Origin of the sequence: Streptomyces sp. NPDC089799, assembly GCF_040684755.1 — a bacterium.
Lineage (GTDB): Bacteria > Actinomycetota > Actinomycetes > Streptomycetales > Streptomycetaceae > Streptomyces.
On the sequence record NZ_JBFBGR010000020.1, the window covers coordinates 105,978 to 122,518 of the forward strand.

Sequence of the window (16,541 nt, forward strand, 5' to 3'; positions counted from 1 at the left end):
GGAACGACGCCCGCCACGACGCCCGCCATGACGCCCGCGACGGCACCTCCGGTCCGCACCCGCGGCCGGATCCTGGTCGACTGGCTGACCACCACCGACCACAAGAAGATCGGCCACCTCTACCTGGTCACGTCGTTCCTGTTCTTCCTGCTGGCCGGGCTGCTGGCACTGCTGATGCGGGCCGAGCTGGCCCGGCCGGGCCTGCAGCTGATCACCAACAACCAGTTCAACCAGGCGTTCACCCTGCACGGCACGATCATGCTGCTGCTCTTCGCGACCCCGACCTTCGCCGGGTTCGCCAACGAGATCATGCCGCTGCAGATCGGCGCCCCGGACGTGGCCTTCCCCCGGCTGAACATGCTGGCGTACTGGCTGTTCCTGTTCGGCGGGCTGATCGTGCTCTTCTCGCTGATCACCCCGACCGGGCCGGCGTACTTCGGCTGGACCGCGTACGCCCCGCTCAACAGCCTGGAGCGGTCCCCCGGCGTCGGCGCCGACATGTGGATCATGGGCCTGGCGCTGGCCGGCTTCGGGACCATCCTCGGCTCGGTCAACTTCATCGTGACCATCGTCGCCCTGCGCGCCCCCGGCATGACCATGTTCCGGATGCCGATCTTCACCTGGAACGTGCTCTTCACCTCGATCCTGGTGCTGTTCGCGTTCCCGGTGCTCGCCGTCGCCCTGCTGGTCCTGGAGTCCGACCGGCGCTTCGGCTCGGTGGTCTTCGCACCCGAATGGGGCGGCGCGCTGCTCTGGCAGCACCTGTTCTGGTTCTTCGGGCACCCCGAGGTCTACATCATCGCGCTGCCGTTCTTCGGGATCGTCACCGAGATCCTGCCGGTGTTCTCCCGGAAGCCGGTCTTCGGATACGTCACCCTGGTCGCCGCGACCATGGCCATCACCGGGCTGTCCGTGGTGGTGTGGGCGCACCACATGTTCGCCACCGGCGCCGTGCTCCTGCCGTTCTTCTCCCTCCTCTCCTTCCTGATCGCGGTGCCCACCGGGGTGAAGTTCTTCAACTGGACCGGGACCATGCTGGGCGGCTCGCTGTCCTTCGAGACGCCCATGCTGTGGTCGGTCGGCTTCCTGGTGACCTTCCTCTTCGGCGGGCTCACCGGAGTGATCCTGGCCTCCCCGCCGATGGACTTCCAGGTCACCGACTCCTACTTCGTCGTCGCGCACTTCCACTACACCGTGTTCGGCACGGTGGCCTTCGCGACCTTCGCCGGCTTCTACTTCTGGTGGCCCAAGATGACCGGCAAGCTGCTCGACGAGCGCCTCGGCCGGATCCACTTCTGGACCCTCTTCACCGGCTTCCACACCACCTTCCTGGTGCAGCACTGGCTGGGCGCCGAGGGCATGCCCCGCCGGTACGCCGACTACCTGGCGGCGGACGGCTTCACGGTGCTCAACAGCGTGTCCACGATCGGGGCGTTCCTGCTCGGCCTGTCCACGCTGCCGTTCCTCTACAACGTCTGGAAGACCCACCGCTACGGCGTCCGGGTCGAGGTGGACGACCCCTGGGGCTACGGCCGCTCGCTGGAGTGGGCGACGTCCTGTCCGCCGCCCCGGCACAACTTCACCGGGCTGCCCCGGATCCGCTCGGAGTCCCCCGCCTTCGACCTGCATCATCCGGAGTTCGCGGCGCCTCGGCTGCAGGGCCGGGAGCAGCGGACCGCCGGTCTGCCCGGGCCAGCAGATCCCGGGCGGCCCTGATCCGCTCGGCGAGAGCGGGCGGCTCCACCACCTCGAACTCGAAGCCCATCATCAGCACGTGGACGACCAGCACGTCCAGGCTCAGCCCGCCGGTGTGCAGCAGGCACGAGTGCGCGTCGACCGGCTCCAGCACCCCGTCCGCCGGCCCGACGGCCTGCCCGGCCTCCTCGGCGGAGACCAGCAGCCGGATCACGGCCTGCTCGGCGTAGGCGCGCTGGGAGATGCCCTTCGAGACGTACGCGGCCAGGTCCTCCGCGGGCGGCGTGCGCGGGGCGAAGCGCGGGCCGTGCGGGGGTCTGGGCTCGATCCGGTCGGCCCGGAAGGTCCGCCAGCCGGCCCGGTCCACGTCCCAGGCCACCAGGTACCAGCGGCGTTCGGTGCACACCAGCCGGTGCGGCTCCACGGTCCGGCGACTGCTCGCGCCCTCGTGGTCGTGGTAGGCGAACCGCAGCCGCTCGCCGTCCCGGCAGACGGAGGCCAGTTCGGTGAGCACGGAGGGGTCCACGGTGGACCGCTGCTGCCCGCGCAGCACGGACACGGTGAACTCGTTCAACGCGTTCACCCGCCGCCGGAGCCGGCCGGGCAGCACCTGCTCCAGCTTGGCCAGCGCCCGTACGGACGCCTCGCCGATCCCCTCGACCCCGTTGCCGGCGGCGGTGCGCAGCCCCACCGCGACGGCGACGGCCTCCTCGTCGTCGAGCAGCAGCGGCGGCAGCTCGGCGCCCGCGCCCAGCGAGTAGCCGCCGCCGGTGCCCGGGCTGGCGTTGACGGGATAGCCGAGCTCGCGCAGGCGGTCCACGTCCCGCCGGACGGTGCGCGGGGTGACGCCGAGGCGCTCGGCGAGGTCGGCCCCGGTCCATTCGCGGTGGGTCTGCAACAGCGACAGCAGGCGCAGCAGTCGCGCGGAGGTCTCCAGCATGCCCCGAGTCTGCCAGCGGGCCGGCCCGCCGGCGGAGGCGGCTTCGGGGCCGCCCTGGGTGGGGGGAGCGGGCAACACACGGACGAGTGAGCCGGGGAGGGGCGGCTCAGCAGCCGGGCGCCTCCTTGCCTCCGCTCCTGGCGAGGTCGCAGAGGGTCCGGGCGGACACCTTCCAGGTGCCGTCGCGGAGCACCGCAGTGCCCTTGCCGGCGGAGAGCAGCGGATTGCCGCCGACCCTCAGGTCATAGGTGACGCTCGCCTCGGTGGGCGAGGTGAAGACCACGTCGTCCACCCGGGCGGAGGTGCCGGCCGCGCTCGGGTCGGCTTCGAGCCGGGCGAGCAGCGGTGCCATCCCGCTGCCGTTCTCCAGCACCCGGACGCGGTCCGCGGCCGGTGTCCCGCCGTTGAAGAAGAGCGCCCAGTTCTCCTCCACTTGGGCCCGCGCGGCGACCGCGTCCTCGGGCCCGCGGGCGGAGCCGGCCGGGGCGGAGGCGGACCGCGGGGCGGAAGGCGAGGCGGAACCCGGGGCCGAGGCGGAGACAGGGGCGGAGGCGGAGGCCGAGCGGGAGGCGGCGGGAGCGGACGCCGCCGCGGACCGGCCGGGAGGGGCGGTGGGACCGGCCACACCCCCGCCTCCTCCGCCGGCGGAACACCCCACCAGGGCGGCCGCCGCCCAGACCCCCACCGCCACCGCTCGCACGCGCGCCCGCCGGCCCATCCGCTCACCACCCCTTCCGGGGCGACCGTTTCGCCCCATTCCTCCCAGCCTGCGTCCCCCCACCCTCCACTTCAAGCAGCCCCGCCGCCGTGCGGTCAGGCGTCCGGCTCGGCCGGTGCCGCCACCGTGGCAGGGATGGGCGCCGTACCGCGCCGCCGTGTGGGCAGGCGTGCCCGCAACCTTTGCGGAGCCGGGGTCGAGGCTCAGCCGGGGGGCGCGGGCGCCGGGAGGGTGAGCATCGTGCCCGGGCGCAGCAGGGCCGGGCGGTCTCCGACGCGGTCGCGGTTCGCCTCGTGGAGGGACCGCCAGCCGCCGGCGACCCGGTGCTTGCGCGCGATCGCGTACAGCGTGTCGCCCGGCCGCACCACGTGCATTCGCCCGGCCAGCCCGTACCGCTTCGCGCACTCCGGCCACGCCTCCCACCCCTGGACGGCCAGGACGCCCTCCGCGACCCGGATCTGCTGCGGCTTCGTCGCGAGGTCCGCCCGCGGCGCGAAGGCCAGGCCCCCGTGCTCCTCCCAGGTCCGCGGCCAGAACTGCAGACCGCCGTAGAAGCCGTTGCCGCTGTTGATGTGCCAGCGTCCGCTGCTCTCGCAGTCCGCCACGCAGTCCCACGGCCAGAGCGCCCCCGGCCCGCAGTCCCCCGGCCCGGTTCCGATCACCCCCGGGGAGCCGACCACCGCCGATCCGGCCGGTCCGGGCGCGGGCGGGGGCGGCGCCGCTGCCGCTGCCGCTGCCGCTGCCGGGACGGACGAACACAGCGGCAGTGACAGTGACAGGAGCAGCGACACCAGCGCCGCGGCGGCCGGGGAAACGGGCCGCCGGTTCCGGGAGTTGGGCATCGGGTCACGCTACGCAGCCCACCGCGGCCCACCACCGCCGCCACGCGGCACCCATCCCCGCCCCACCCGCACGGCCGACTCCCCCACATCCCGCCGATGCTCGATCGACAGCACCAAATGACCGCAACCCGACAGGAGTTGACCGCTTCGGAAAGAGCAGCCCGACGCGTTCACCCTTTCGGGCGCCCGGTTCGATTCCGTTCCCCCGTCCGGCGTTACCCCGGCCACCGCTCCCCCGTTGAGCCCGGCGAGCCGGGAACCGCCCGGCCGCGCACGCCTAGTCCGAGGAGTGACCCCGTGCCGCGCATGCTCGACGTCAGTGATGACGTACGCGCCGAGATCGGCGACGAAGAAGCCGAACTGCTGCTCGCCGGCGACAACGCGCCGGGCAGTTACGACTGCACCTCCTGCCGCACCCCGGGCAACTCCGAGACCGAACGCACCAGCACCGTGCTGTTCGTCGGCGAGGAGACCGCCGTCCTCGCCTTCGCCCACGCCACCTGCATCCCCTCCCAGGTGGTGGCCGTGTCCGAGGAGCAGCTCCAGGGAGCCGTCGCCTCCATCACGGGAGACTCCCCCGGCGCCGAGACCCCCCAGTCGGTCCCCGGCGGCCAGGCCGTCCTCGGGATCACCAGCGGGCTGGTGCTCATCGGCGGCGAGCTGCACCCCGCCCTCGTGGTGGAGCCCACCGCCCCCATCGCGCGCCCCGGCAGCACCGGTCCCGGCGACGACTTCCTGCCGCTCCTGATCGAGCAGGGCTTCCACTTCATCACGGACACCGCCGCGCTGCCCTCACCGCTGGAGGGCTGGTCCGTCCTGCTGGCCGGCGGCCAGCTGCACGCCGTACTGCAGCCCGGGGCCGCCCCCGGCGCCCCGCAGGTCGCCTGGTGGCAGGCGCACCAGGCGCTGTCCGTCACCGAAGGCTGGCGGGCCGCGGTCAACAAGACCCAGCGGGTCCTGATCTACGCCGCCCCGGTCGGCTCCATCGGACAGCAGCCCCGTGAGGACCTCCTGCGCGACGCGCTCGACAAGGCTGCCGCCGCCGGCCAGCTCGTCGCCGCCTCCATGCCGCTCGCCGGCACCTGAGGTCCGGGGGCAGGGGCCGGCCGACGGGGCGTCCCGGGGCGGCCGCCCGGCCCGGCCGGTGAGGACCCCGGTGGTGGGCCGGGGGTGCGCGGGATGCCCGCGTACCCCCGGCCATCTGCGTTTTCCGGCGCTCTCGCCGACGGTTCTTGCGACGACTTTCCGACGGCTTTTCCGACGGACACGCCTTGCGCCCGCATCCGCGGCGCCCCGGCTTCGTTGGCGTATACGTGCATTCATACGACCCCCACATCCCCCCGATGCGGACGCACAGCGCCTCGCAGACCCCGATCTACGACGCCCTCTACTCGGAGTACCTGCGGTCCTTCCGCGCCCTCCCCTATGACCGGACGGGCGAGGAGGACCTCGGGTTCAAGGCGTTCGGGGCGCTGCCCGCCCCCGCCGCCATCACCCCCGTCCAGCAGTCCGGGTACGGGTACGGCTTCGGCGGCCACAGCAGCAGCGGCCACAGCGGCGTCGGCGGCTGGAACGGTTCCGCATGGCAGACCGAGCCCTGGCCCGCCTCGTACGGCACGCAGCCGGCCCCTCTGGGGACCGGGCAGGCCGGGAACGGCGGCGGGCGGCAGCACCAGACCGGGATGCACCACATCCCGGCGGCCCTGCCGCCCGCTCCGCGCCGGACCTACTGAACCCGGCCGCGTCCGCGCTTCGGCCGGCTTCCGCCGCTTCCGCTACTTCTTCTTGGCGGTCTTGCTGCCGCGCTTCTCCCGGACCCGCACCGAGATGTGGATCGGGGTCCCGTCGAAGCCGAACTCCTCGCGCAGCCGGCGCTCGACGAAGCGGCGGTAGCCGTGCTCCAGGAAGCCGGACGCGAACAGCACGAACCGCGGCGGCTTGGTGCCCGCCTGGGTGCCGAACAGGATGCGCGGCTGCTTGCCGCCGCGGATCGGGTGCGGGTGGGCGGCGACGATCTCACCGAGGAAGGCGTTCAGGCGGCCGGTCGGGACGCGCGTCTCCCACCCCTCCAGCGCCGTCTCGATGGCCGGGACCAGCTTCTCCATGTGCCGGCCGGTCTTCGCCGAGACGTTCACCCGCGGCGCCCACGCGACCTGCTGCATCTCGGTCTCGATCTCGCGCTCGAGGTAGTAGCGGCGCTCCTCGTCGAGCTCGTCCCACTTGTTGTAGGCGATGACGATGGCGCGGCCGGCCTCGACGGCCATGGTGATGATGCGCTGGTCCTGGACGCTGATCTTCTCGGTCGTGTCGATCAGGATGACCGCGACCTCCGCCTTCTCGACGGCGGCGGCCGTGCGCAGCGAGGCGTAGTAGTCCGAGCCCGTCTGGAGGTGGACCTTCTTGCGGATACCGGCGGTGTCCACGAACTTCCAGGTGACGCCGCCGAGCTCGATCAGCTCGTCGACCGGGTCGCGGGTGGTGCCGGCCAGCTCGTTGACGACGACCCGCTCCTCCCGCGCGACCTTGTTGAGGAGGGAGGACTTGCCGACGTTCGGGCGGCCGATGAGCGCGATGCGGCGGGGGCCGCCGATCGCGCCGCCCCCGAAGGTCTGCGCGGGCGCGTCGGGCAGCACGTCCAGTACGGCGTCCAGCATGTCGCCGGTGCCGCGGCCGTGCAGCGAGGAGACCGGCCAGGGCATGCCCAGGCCGAGGGACCACAGGGAGGCCGCGTCGGCCTCGCCGCTCTGGCCGTCGACCTTGTTGGCGCACAGCACGACGGGCTTGCCGGCCCGGCGCAGCAGCCTGACGACGGCCTCGTCGGTGTCGGTGGCGCCGACCTTGGCGTCGACCACGAAGACGCACGCGTCGGCGGCCTCGATGGCGTACTCGGCCTGGGCGGCCACGGAGGCGTCGAGGCCCAGGACGTCCTGCTCCCAGCCGCCGGTGTCGACGACCTTGAAGCGGCGGCCGGCCCACTCCGCCTCGTAGGTGACCCGGTCGCGGGTGACGCCCGGCTTGTCCTCGACGACCGCCTCGCGGCGGCCGATGATGCGGTTCACCAGGGTCGACTTGCCGACGTTCGGGCGGCCGACGACGGCGAGGACGGGGAGCGGGCCGTGTCCGGCCTCCTCGATGGCGCCCTCGACGTCTTCGAGGTCGAAGCCCTCTTCCGCGGCGAGCTCCATGAACTCCGCGTACTCGGCGTCGCCAAGCGCTCCGTGCTCGTGCTGGTCGTTCATGAAGTCCGTTCCTCGTCGTTCGTGGTGGTCGGTGGCACCCGCGCGGTCGCGCGGGCCCACTACTGGTTCAAGTCTCGCTCAGCGCCCGGTGAGGCGCTTCGCATCCGCCAGGTGGGCGGTGAGCCGGTCCTGGATCCGTACGGTCGCGTCGTCCAGGGCCTTCCGGGTGCGCCGGCCGGTGCCGTCGCCGGCCTCGAAGGCGTCCCCGAAGACAATGTCGACGCGCCCCCGCAGCGGGGGCAAACCCTTTATCACGCGGCCGCGGCGGTCGCTGCTGCCGAGCACCGCGACCGGCACTATCGGGGCGCCGGAGCGCACCGCGAAGTAGGCGAGGCCGGCCCGCAGCGAGGCGAAATCGCCCTCTCCGCGGGTGCCCTCGGGAAATATGCCGAGCACTCCGCCGTCCGCCAGCACACCGAGCGCGCCGGTGACGGCGGTCCGGTCGGTGCCCGAGCGGTCGACCTTGACCTGGCCGATGCCCTCCAGGAAGGGTCCGAGCGGCCCGACGAAGGCTTCCTTCTTGATCAGGAAGTGCACGGGCCGGGGCGCGGTCCCCATGAGCATGGGCCCGTCGATGTTGTGGGAGTGGTTCACCGCGAGAATGGCCGGCCCGGAGGCCGGCACCTTCCAGGCGCCGAGCACGCGGGGCTTCCACAGCCCGTACATGAGCCCGATGCCGATCCGCCGCCCGACCGCCGCACCCCGCAGGGAGGGCGAATCGCTCACTTGCCGCCCGTCCGCTTCTCCTCGACGAGGGTGACCACGCACTCGATGACCTGGTCGAGGGTGAGCTCGGTGGTGTCCACCTCGACGGCGTCGCCGGCCTTGGCCAGCGGGGAGGTCTTCCGGCCGGAGTCGGCGGCGTCCCGCTTGATCAAGGCTTCCTTGGTGGCCGCCAGGTCGGTGGCCTCCTTGCCCTTGAGCTCGCCGCTGCGGCGGGCGGCGCGGGCCTCCGCGGAGGCGGTGAGGAAGATCTTCAGGTCGGCGTCGGGGAGCACGGTGGTGCCGATGTCCCGGCCCTCGACCACGATGCCGCCCTCGGCGGTCGCGGCGGCGGCGATGGAGCGCTGCAGGTCGGTGATGATCGTGCGCACCTCGGGCACCGCGCTGACCGCGCTGACCTTGGAGGTGACCTCCTGGGTGCGGATCGGGCCGGAGGCGTCCAGGCCGTCGACGGTGATGGTGGGCGCGGACGGGTCGGTGCCGGAGACGATCGCCGGCTTGCCGGCGGCGACGGCCACGGCCTGCTGGTCGTGGACGTCCACCCCGTTGGTGATCATCCACCAGGTGATCGCCCGGTACTGGGCGCCGGTGTCCAGGTAGCGCAGCCCGAGCTTGGCGGCGACGGCCTTGGAGGTGCTGGACTTGCCCGTGCCGGAGGGACCGTCGATGGCGACGATCACGGCAGACGGAACGGCGGTTTCCACGGGACGGGCACCTTCCTGGTTGCGCAACGTTGTCCGGGCGCGCCAAACGCACCCCCGCTCAAGGTTACCGGCCCGCCGCACCGTCCCGTCCCCCGCGTCCCCACGTCCTACCGCCCCGGCCCCCCAGCCCCCGTCCTCCGGTCGTCCGGGCGTCCCGGTCCCGTCGTCCGGGCCTCCCGGTCCCGCGCGGCCCGGTCCGGCCGCGCGGGACGCGGGCCCGGTCACTGCCGGCGGATGGCCCAGCCGCGTTCCCGGAGCTCAGCCGTGAGCGTCGGGACCGCGGCCGGCTCCACCATGAGCTGGACCAGGCCCGCCTGCTGGCCCGTGGCGTGCTCGATGCGGACGTCCTCGACGTTGACCCCGGCCCGCCCCGCGTCGGCGAAGATGCGGGCCAGCTCGCCCGGCTGGTCGCTGATGAACACGGCCACCGTCTCGTACGACGCCGGCGCGGCGCCGTGCTTGCCGGGCACCCGGTCCCGCCCGGCGTTGCCGCGGCGCAGCACGTCCTCGATGCCCGCCGCGCCTTCCTGCCGCTTCGTCTCGTCCGCCGACTGCAGGCCGCGCAGGGCCAGGACCGTCTCCTCCAGGTCGGCCGCGATTCCGGAGAGCACGTCCGCCACCGGTCCCGGGTTCGCCGAGAGGATCTCCACCCACATCCGCGGGTCCGAGGCGGCGATCCGGGTCACGTCCCGGATGCCCTGCCCGCACAGCCGTACGGCGGTCTCGTCGGCCTCCTCCAGCCGGGCGGCGACCATCGAGGAGACCAGCTGCGGGGTGTGCGAGACCAGGGCCACCGCCCGGTCGTGGGCGTCGGGGTCCATCACCACCGGCACGGCCCGGCACAGTGCGACCAGCTCCAGGGCCAGGTTGAGCACCTCGTGCTCGGTCTCCCGGGCCGGGGTGAGCACCCAGGGCCGGCCCTCGAAGAGGTCGGCGGTGGCCGCCAGCGGGCCGGACTTCTCCTTGCCGGCCATCGGGTGCGTGCCGACGTACGCGGACACGTCCACGCCCCGCTCCGTCAGTTCGCGCCGCGGCCCGCCCTTGACGCTGGCCACGTCGACGTAGGCGCGGGCCACGCCGCGCCCGATGGCGTCGGCGAGCGTCGCGGCCACGTGCGCCGGGGGCACCGCGATGACCGCGAGGTCGACCTGGCCGGGCGCGGGCTCGTCGGTGCCGGCGCCGAGCGCGGCGGCGGTCCGGGCCTGGGCCGGGTCGTGGTCGGCGAGGTGGACCGTGATCCCCCGGCGGGACAGGGCGAGCGCCGCGGAGGTGCCGATCAGTCCGGTTCCGATGACGACGGCGGTTCTCACTGTGGACGCTCCTGGGTGGTCGTGGCGGGGTCGTGGCGGGTCTGACACTCAGGGTAGTCATCCCGTACGACGTGCGGACCCCTGGGACCGCCTGTCGAGACGGCCTCCGGCGCCCCGCGGCGGAACCGGTCGGCCGGTCGGCCGCCGGGCCGCCGGACCCGGCCACCGCGCCGCCCGCCGGGCTTCCGTGCCGTGCCGCCGCACCGGGCCGGCGGGCGCGCCCGGCCGCCCCGTCAGAGCTGCTGCTGCCGGATGATGTCCTCCAGCGAGCCGCTGGGCACGTGGCCGTCCGGGGTCAGCCTGTCGACTGCCTGCGGCAGCACCCGGGCCAGCTCGTCGGCGGCCTCCTCGGGGCTCACACCGGCCTCCCGCGCCACCTGCTGCAGGGTCTCGTCGGGCAGCGCCTCCCTGAGCTGTGCGCCGGAGACCGGCTGGTTGGCGCCCGGGGAGACCCAGGACTGGGCCTGGTCGACCAGCCCGGACTTGGTCAGCATCTCCAGCAGCCCGTTGAGCGGGTTGTTGCCCGCGGCGGCCCCGCTCCCCTGAGCACCGCCGCCCATCAGCGCTCCGAGCAGGGAACCGAGGACGTTTCCGGCGCCACCGGAGCTGCCGCCCCGGCCGCCGCCGAGCAGGCCGCCGAGGAGAGAGCCGAGATCGTTTCCCGCCATGATCATGCGCCTTTCGAAGAGGGACCGGGCGACGCCGGGAAGCACCCGCCCGGCTTCGAGACACTTCGAGACACGGACAATTTCTCCCGGATGGGTATATGGCGCCACCTCTGCGGGGGCACGACGGCGGACTGCGCTACAACAGGCGGCATGATCTTCCACGTCGTCCCCCTCGCCGACTGGTCCGCCCGGCCGGAACTCCCGTACGCCCCCTCCTCCCTCGACTCCGCGGGATTCGTGCACTGTTCGGCGGACCGCCCGACCGCGCTGGCCATCGCGGAGTCCCACTACCGCGACACCCCCGGCACCCTGCTGGCCGTGGAGATCAATGAGCGGGCGCTGACCTCGGAGGTGAGCCGGGAGGGTGAATCGGGCGGCCGTTACCCGCACGTCCACGGCCCGATCGACCGGGCCGCCGTCGCCCGGGTGTGGGAGGTCGTCCGTACGCCGGGCAGCCCGGCCGCGCTGGCGCCCTGGCAGCCGGACGCCTCTTAGGGCCGGCCCGGGGGGACGGGGCACCCCGTCGGCGGTGTCGTACGGCCGGGACCGGCGCGGCGGACCGCCCGCGGGCGCGGCAGGCGCCAGGATGCTGCTCGCGCACCGGAACCCGTGAACCGGAACCCGACGAGGAGCCTCGGATGAGCGACCCCCTGCACCCCGGACCCGCCCGCCGCACCGTTCTCGGCGCGGGCGCCGCGGCACTGGCCTGCTGCGGGCTCACCGCCTGCGGCGACGACGGCGGCGAGCAGTCCGCACCGCCGGCCAGCCCGCCCGCCAGCCCGCCCATGACTGCGCCGAACGCGGCGGCACCCACCACGTCGCCGTCCGCCGCCGGTGGCACCGCGCTGGTCAAGACGGCGGACGTGCCGGTGGGCGGCGGGACGATCCTCAAGGCGGAGAAGGTGGTGGTGACCCAGCCCACGGCCGGCTCCTTCAAGGGCTTCTCGGCGATCTGCACCCACGAGGGCTGCATCGTGGCGAAGGTCGAGAACGGCACCATCGACTGCCCCTGCCACGGCAGCAAGTTCGACATCACCGACGGTGCGGTGGCCCACGGTCCGGCCCAGCGGCCCCTGCCGCCGCGCACCATCAAGGTCTCGGGCGGCGAAATCTCCCTCGCCTAGCGGCTGGCCCGCCGCCTACCCTCCCGGGGTGGACGAACGACCCCTCTCCCCCCGGCCCCTCCCGGAGTCGGCCGCAGCCGGCCAGGCCGCTGCCGACGGCACGCCCCGCGACGAGACCCCCGCCGGCCTGACCTCCGCCGGCCGGACCTCCGCCGACCAGGGCCTCGTCGCGGAGCACACCGTGTACGCCTGCGTGATGGGCTCGCGGGCCTTCGGGCTGGCCACGGGGACCAGCGACACCGACCGGCGCGGCGTCTTCCTCGCCCCGACCCCGCTGTTCTGGCGGTTCGAGAAGCCCCCCACGCATGTCGAGGGCCCCCTGCCGGAGCAGTTCTCCTGGGAGCTGGAACGGTTCTGCGAACTGGCCCTGAAGGCCAATCCCAACATCCTGGAGTGCCTGCACTCGCCGCTGGTCGAGCGGATCACCCCGGTCGGCGAGGAGCTCCTCGCCCTCCGCGGGGCCTTCCTCTCGCGGCAGGCGCACGCCTCGTTCACCCGGTACGCGATGGGGCAGCGCCGCAAGCTGGAGGCCGACGTCCGGCTGCACGGCGCGCCCCGCTGGAAGCACGCCATGCACCTGCTGCGCCTGCTGATCTCCTGCCGCGACCTGCTCCGCACCGGCCGCCTGGACATCGGCATGGCCCCGCACCGGGACCGGCTCCTGGCGGTGAAGCGGGGCGAGCGGAGCTGGGAGGAGGTGGATGCCTGGATGGTCCGCCTGTCCGGAGAGACCGAGGCCGCTCTCGCCGGGACCCCGCTGCCCGAGGAGCCGGACCGGGCCGCGGTCGAGGACTTCCTGCACCGCACCCGCCGCGCGTCCGCCCTCTGACGACCCCGCCCGGGTCACCGGCCCGGGCAGGGGCACCGCCAAGGGCAGGGTCACCGCCAAGGGCAGGGTCACCGGCCCCGGCCGGGCACCGGCCCGGGCCCGGGGCCGCTACGCCGGCGCGTCCCAGAGCGCGCCGAACTCCAGCAGCTCGTCGCGGTACTCGATGCGCCCCTCCCAGTCCCGCGGCCACGCGTCCGCCCCCAGGTACGCGCCCGCGAAGGCCCCGGCCAGGCAGGCGATCGAGTCGGAGTCGCCCTTGGTGCAGGCGGCCCGGCGCAGCGCCAGCAGGGGCTCGTCGGGGAACAGCAGGAAGCAGTGCAGGGCGGTGGCCAGGGCCTCCTCGGCGATCCAGCCCTCGCCGGTGGCCAGGCACGGGTCGAGCTCGGGGGCCGGGTCGCGCAGCGCGGCCGAGAGCCGGTCCAGAACGGCCAGGCACTCGTCCCAGCCGCGGGCCATGAAGGACTCGGGCGTGGCGTCCGAGGCCGTACGCATCCACAGGTCGCCGAGCCAGCGCCGGTGGTAGCGGGTGCGCTGCCGGAGGGCGTACGAGCGCAACCGGCCGACCAGACCGGTCACTTCGATCCCCTCCGCCAGCAGGAACACCGCGTGGGCGGTCAGGTCGGAGGCGGCGAGCGCCGTCGGGTGGCCGTGGGTCAGGGCCGACTGGAGCTGCGCCGCACCCGCCCGTTCCTCCTCCGTCCACCCGGGCACCAGGCCGACCGGCACCACCCGCATGTTCGCGCCGCAGCCCTTGGAGCCGGTCTGGCTGGCCTCGTGCCAGTCCCGCTCCGGGGAGTCCAGCAGGCTGCACGCCGTCAGGCAGGTGCGGCCGGGGGCCCGGTTGTTCTCCGGCGAGTGGTACCAGTCGACGAACTCCTCCCGCACCGGCCGGGTCAGGCGCAGCGGTCCGACCGGGCCCCGGTCGGTGGCGGTGCGGATGCCGCGCGCCAGGGCCAGGGTCATCTGGGTGTCGTCCGTGACGATCGCGGGGCGCGGCAGCCGCATCTCCCGCCAGGGCCCGAACTTGGCCAGGATCCCGGGCACGTCGTTGAACTCGGTCGGGAAGCCCAGCGCGTCCCCCAGCGCCAGGCCGACGAGTGCGCCGGTCGCCGCTCGCTTGGTGGGGGTGGGTCCGGTGGTCGTCATCGCGGCTTTCCTTCCGGTCGGAGCAGAGGCGGGTGGAGCACGGCTGCGGATCCCGCCCGGTAGAGGGCGGCGGGCTTGCCCCGGCCGCCGGTGAGCCGGGCCGCACCGGGCACGGGTTCGACGAACCCGGGGGTGGCGAGGACCTTCCGGCGGAAGTTCGGCCGGTCGAGCGTGGTGTTCCAGACGGTCTCGTAGACGGCCTGGAGCTCCCCGAGGGTGAACTCGGGCGGGCAGAAGGCGGTGGCCAGGCCGGTGTACTCCAGCTTGGCGCGGACCCGTTCCAGGGCGTCGTGCAGGATCTCGTCGTGGTCGAACGCGAGCCGGCCGGTGTCGTCCGCCGGCACCCAGCGGGCCTGGGCGGCGTCCCCGCCGCCCTCGGCGGCGGGTTCGGGCATGTCCGGCACCAGCGCGGCGAACGCCACCGAGACGACGCGCATCCGCGGGTCCCGGTCCGGTTCGCTGTACGTGCGCAGCTGTTCCAGGTGGAGCCCGGCGACGACCGGCCCGGGCAGGCCCGTCTCCTCGGCGAGCTCCCGGCGGGCGGCGGTCCCGGCGGACTCGCGGGGCAGCACGAAGCCGCCGGGCAGCGCCCAGGCGCCGGCGTACGGCTCCTGGCCGCGCCGGATCAGCAGGACGTGCAGCCGTCCGGCGCGCACGGTGAACACGGCGAGGTCCACGGTGACCGCGAAGGGCTCGAAGGCGTGCGGATCGTAGGAGGACTGCGGGCCGCGGTCGGACCCGCCGTGGCCGGAGGGGCCGCTGCCGGACGGGCCGCTGCCGGACGGGACGCTGCCGGACGGGCCGCGGTCGGAGGGGGTGGTCATCGTCGTCGCTCCGGGAGGGGGTCGGTGAACCGCGGGCCCTCGGCGAGCAGTGCGTCGACGGCGGCCACGGCCGTCTCCAGCCGCTCCTGCCCACTGCCCCGGACGACCAGGAAACGGCGTCCGGTCAGGGTGAGTTCCTCCTGGAAGCGGTCGGTCATCCAGGGCCTCAGGCCCGGCCCGTCCCGCAGCCCGTCGTCCTCGAAGGGCACGCCCTCGTGGTGGGTGAGCAGGTACAGGTCGCGGGGGCGGCGGGCGGCGATCGCCTCGACCTCGGGGCTGCGGCAGCCGAGGTAGCGCTCGTGCCAGATTCCGGTGGCGAAGGAGTCGGTGTCGCAGATGAGCACCGGGGAGCCGATCCGGGCCGCCCGCTCCTCGTCGGCGTCCTGGCGGCGGGCGATGACCGGGAACTCCTCGGTGCCGAACTCCGCGTCGGCCCAGTCGGCCTCCGGGTCGACGGCCCGCAGGGCGGCGAGCTTCTCCTCGCTGTGGCGGCGGCCGTACTCGGCGACCCAGCCGGTACGGGCCCAGACCCCGCCGCGCTCCCGGTAGTGGCCGGCCAGGGCCCTGGAGAGGGTGGTGGTGCCGGTGGACTCGGCGCCGAGGACGACCACCCGCCGGGCGAGGGCCGCCCGTACCGGTGCGGAGAGGAACTCCCAGCAGGCGGCCGGGTCGGCACGGACCGCGGTGCCGGAGACCGGGTGGCGGGTCCGGTCCGGGTCCACCAGGACCTCTTCGGCGCCGAACCTGCGGGCCAGTTCGGCGCCGTACTCCTCCGAGGTGAACACGGCGTCGACGGGCCCGGGGACGGCCGCCCGGAAGACGGCCATGTGGGCGTCCCAGACGGCGGGGTCCAGGAGGTCGACGGGGTGGTCGTCCACGGCGCCCACCACGTCGGCCTCCGGGTGCTCCTCGCGCATCCAGGCCACCCGGTCGGCGAGCGGCACCGATTCCACGGAGGAGGCGCAGACCAGCACGGTCAGCCGGGCGCACTGCCGCAGGGCGGTGCGGACCAGGTGGTGGTGGCCGGCGTGCGGCGGGTAGAACTTGCCGAGCACCAGGCCGTGGCCGTACCTCATGCCGTCACCTCCGCGCCGGTACGGGCGGCGGCCGGAGCCGCGGCGAGGTCCCGGCTCCAGCCGCGCAGGCCGGCCGCGCACAGGGCGAGGAAGCCGACGTAGAGCAGGGCCGTCAGGGCGAGGCCCTTGTAGGCGTACAGCGGGACGTAGACCAGGTCGGCGGCGATCCACAGCCACCAGGACTCCAGGCGCTTGCGGCACTGGCCGTAGGTGGCCGCCAGGGAGAGCGCGGTGGTCAGCGCGTCCCAGAACGGGACGGTGGAGTCGGTGGCACGGGCCAGCAGCAGGGTGAGCGCCGCCGTCGTCACCGCCCCGGCCGCGGCGAGCCACAGCCATTCGGTGCGCGTGGTGCGGCGCACCGGCAGGGCGTCGGCAGAGCCCGGACCACCCCCGTGGGCCCAGGTCCACCAGCCGTACGCGGCCAGGGCGATGAAGACGATCTGGAGGCCGGCGTCGGCGTAGAGGCCGGCCTGGACGAACAGCACGATGAAGAAGACGTTGTTGGCGATGCCCACCGGCCAGTTGGCGATGTGCTGCCGTGCGACCAGCCAGACGCAGACGGCGCCGGTGGCGAACCCGAGGACCTCGGTCCACGAGAGTGTCCAGCCCATGACGAACCCCTTTAATAGTCAGAACGACTATAAACATTCGGCGGCGCGCGGACAAGCGGATTCGGCCGTGGGCGACGGGGACCGATCTCTGG

At 74.0% G+C, this 16,541-nt stretch carries 17 protein-coding genes and 1 pseudogene; 6 read left to right on the forward strand and 12 right to left on the reverse strand.

The genetic code is table 11. The features are described 5' to 3' along the window. Positions 1-27 precede the first annotated feature (27 nt). Positions 28-1,647: pseudogene (gene ctaD, locus AB0O36_RS22335) on the forward strand (cytochrome c oxidase subunit I); the annotation flags it as partial. Here ctaD and AB0O36_RS22340 read toward each other — a convergent pair. The 3 genes from AB0O36_RS22340 to AB0O36_RS22350 form a co-directional block, all read right to left on the reverse strand. Beyond that, on the reverse strand, positions 1,580-2,635 hold the full coding sequence (locus AB0O36_RS22340; protein ID WP_365113206.1) for a YafY family protein: 1,056 nt from the start codon (positions 2,633-2,635) through the stop codon (positions 1,580-1,582). The pseudogene ctaD and the gene AB0O36_RS22340 overlap by 68 nt on opposite strands. A gap of 106 nt (positions 2,636-2,741) precedes the next feature. Continuing rightward, positions 2,742-3,260 (reverse strand): hypothetical protein, encoded by a 519-nt coding sequence (locus AB0O36_RS22345; RefSeq protein ID WP_365113209.1) that lies wholly within the window; start codon positions 3,258-3,260, stop codon positions 2,742-2,744. A 296-nt stretch (positions 3,261-3,556) separates the two neighbouring features. Beyond that, on the reverse strand, positions 3,557-4,195 hold the full coding sequence (locus AB0O36_RS22350) for a transglycosylase family protein (RefSeq protein ID WP_365113212.1): 639 nt from the start codon (positions 4,193-4,195) through the stop codon (positions 3,557-3,559). Between the two features lie 306 nt (positions 4,196-4,501). On the opposite strand from AB0O36_RS22350, the gene AB0O36_RS22355 reads away from it, so the two are divergent. Beyond that, positions 4,502-5,281, forward strand: a complete 780-nt coding sequence (locus AB0O36_RS22355) for a hypothetical protein (protein WP_365113313.1) — start codon at positions 4,502-4,504, stop codon at positions 5,279-5,281. A gap of 257 nt (positions 5,282-5,538) precedes the next feature. Further along, positions 5,539-5,928: a hypothetical protein gene (locus AB0O36_RS22360; RefSeq protein ID WP_365113215.1), complete on the forward strand. Its 390-nt coding sequence runs from the start codon at positions 5,539-5,541 to the stop codon at positions 5,926-5,928. 42 nt (positions 5,929-5,970) lie between these two features. Here the strand turns inward: AB0O36_RS22360 and der are convergent, their stop codons facing one another. The 5 genes from der to AB0O36_RS22385 form a co-directional block, all read right to left on the reverse strand. Next, on the reverse strand, positions 5,971-7,434 hold the full coding sequence (der, locus tag AB0O36_RS22365; protein ID WP_365113218.1) for a ribosome biogenesis GTPase Der: 1,464 nt from the start codon (positions 7,432-7,434) through the stop codon (positions 5,971-5,973). Positions 7,435-7,512: 78 nt separating this feature from the next. Further along, positions 7,513-8,202 (reverse strand): lysophospholipid acyltransferase family protein, encoded by a 690-nt coding sequence (locus tag AB0O36_RS22370; RefSeq protein WP_365113221.1) that lies wholly within the window; start codon positions 8,200-8,202, stop codon positions 7,513-7,515. Then, entirely contained in the window at positions 8,157-8,861 is a 705-nt protein-coding gene (gene cmk / locus AB0O36_RS22375; RefSeq protein WP_365113224.1) for a (d)CMP kinase, read from the reverse strand. Before cmk ends, AB0O36_RS22370 begins: the two co-directional genes overlap by 46 nt. Before the next feature lie 221 nt (positions 8,862-9,082). After that, on the reverse strand, positions 9,083-10,171 hold the full coding sequence (locus AB0O36_RS22380; protein WP_365113227.1) for a prephenate dehydrogenase: 1,089 nt from the start codon (positions 10,169-10,171) through the stop codon (positions 9,083-9,085). Positions 10,172-10,404: 233 nt separating this feature from the next. Continuing rightward, positions 10,405-10,839, reverse strand: coding sequence for a YidB family protein (locus AB0O36_RS22385; RefSeq protein WP_365113230.1), 435 nt, complete (start codon positions 10,837-10,839; stop codon positions 10,405-10,407). A 150-nt stretch (positions 10,840-10,989) separates the two neighbouring features. On the opposite strand from AB0O36_RS22385, the gene AB0O36_RS22390 reads away from it, so the two are divergent. From AB0O36_RS22390 to AB0O36_RS22400, 3 genes are all read left to right on the forward strand, one after another. After that, on the forward strand, positions 10,990-11,334 hold the full coding sequence (locus AB0O36_RS22390) for a DUF952 domain-containing protein (protein ID WP_365113233.1): 345 nt from the start codon (positions 10,990-10,992) through the stop codon (positions 11,332-11,334). A gap of 143 nt (positions 11,335-11,477) precedes the next feature. After that, positions 11,478-11,963, forward strand: coding sequence for a Rieske (2Fe-2S) protein (locus tag AB0O36_RS22395; RefSeq protein ID WP_365113235.1), 486 nt, complete (start codon positions 11,478-11,480; stop codon positions 11,961-11,963). A 127-nt stretch (positions 11,964-12,090) separates the two neighbouring features. Next, positions 12,091-12,792 carry a nucleotidyltransferase domain-containing protein gene (locus tag AB0O36_RS22400; RefSeq protein ID WP_365113315.1) on the forward strand — a complete coding sequence of 234 codons (702 nt, stop codon included), beginning with the start codon at positions 12,091-12,093 and terminating at the stop codon, positions 12,790-12,792. 108 nt (positions 12,793-12,900) lie between these two features. Here the strand turns inward: AB0O36_RS22400 and AB0O36_RS22405 are convergent, their stop codons facing one another. The 4 genes from AB0O36_RS22405 to pnuC are packed head-to-tail and all read right to left on the reverse strand — an operon-like array spanning position 12,901 to position 16,449. Then, complete coding sequence (locus tag AB0O36_RS22405; RefSeq protein WP_365113238.1) at positions 12,901-13,938, reverse strand: ADP-ribosylglycohydrolase family protein; 1,038 nt, start codon at positions 13,936-13,938, stop codon at positions 12,901-12,903. After that, positions 13,935-14,762: an NUDIX domain-containing protein gene (locus tag AB0O36_RS22410; protein ID WP_365113241.1), complete on the reverse strand. Its 828-nt coding sequence runs from the start codon at positions 14,760-14,762 to the stop codon at positions 13,935-13,937. The genes AB0O36_RS22405 and AB0O36_RS22410 overlap by 4 nt, the downstream gene beginning before the upstream one ends. Continuing rightward, positions 14,759-15,838, reverse strand: a complete 1,080-nt coding sequence (locus AB0O36_RS22415) for an AAA family ATPase (protein WP_365113244.1) — start codon at positions 15,836-15,838, stop codon at positions 14,759-14,761. The genes AB0O36_RS22410 and AB0O36_RS22415 overlap by 4 nt, the downstream gene beginning before the upstream one ends. Continuing rightward, positions 15,835-16,449, reverse strand: coding sequence for a nicotinamide riboside transporter PnuC (pnuC, locus tag AB0O36_RS22420; RefSeq protein ID WP_365113247.1), 615 nt, complete (start codon positions 16,447-16,449; stop codon positions 15,835-15,837). Before pnuC ends, AB0O36_RS22415 begins: the two co-directional genes overlap by 4 nt. Between the last annotated feature and the right edge of the window lie 92 nt (positions 16,450-16,541).

Coding starts and splice junctions, on each gene's coding strand:
- der (WP_365113218.1), bottom strand. CDS start 7,434: ATGAACGACCAGCACGAGCACGGAGCGCTTGGCGACGCCGAGTACGCG.
- AB0O36_RS22405 (WP_365113238.1), bottom strand. CDS start 13,938: ATGACGACCACCGGACCCACCCCCACCAAGCGAGCGGCGACCGGCGCA.
- AB0O36_RS22410 (WP_365113241.1), bottom strand. CDS start 14,762: ATGACCACCCCCTCCGACCGCGGCCCGTCCGGCAGCGTCCCGTCCGGC.
- AB0O36_RS22415 (WP_365113244.1), bottom strand. CDS start 15,838: ATGAGGTACGGCCACGGCCTGGTGCTCGGCAAGTTCTACCCGCCGCAC.
- AB0O36_RS22390 (WP_365113233.1), top strand. CDS start 10,990: ATGATCTTCCACGTCGTCCCCCTCGCCGACTGGTCCGCCCGGCCGGAA.
- AB0O36_RS22385 (WP_365113230.1), bottom strand. CDS start 10,839: ATGGCGGGAAACGATCTCGGCTCTCTCCTCGGCGGCCTGCTCGGCGGC.
- AB0O36_RS22355 (WP_365113313.1), top strand. CDS start 4,502: ATGCTCGACGTCAGTGATGACGTACGCGCCGAGATCGGCGACGAAGAA.
- AB0O36_RS22350 (WP_365113212.1), bottom strand. CDS start 4,195: ATGCCCAACTCCCGGAACCGGCGGCCCGTTTCCCCGGCCGCCGCGGCG.
- AB0O36_RS22395 (WP_365113235.1), top strand. CDS start 11,478: ATGAGCGACCCCCTGCACCCCGGACCCGCCCGCCGCACCGTTCTCGGC.
- pnuC (WP_365113247.1), bottom strand. CDS start 16,449: ATGGGCTGGACACTCTCGTGGACCGAGGTCCTCGGGTTCGCCACCGGC.
- AB0O36_RS22360 (WP_365113215.1), top strand. CDS start 5,539: ATGCGGACGCACAGCGCCTCGCAGACCCCGATCTACGACGCCCTCTAC.
- AB0O36_RS22340 (WP_365113206.1), bottom strand. CDS start 2,635: ATGCTGGAGACCTCCGCGCGACTGCTGCGCCTGCTGTCGCTGTTGCAG.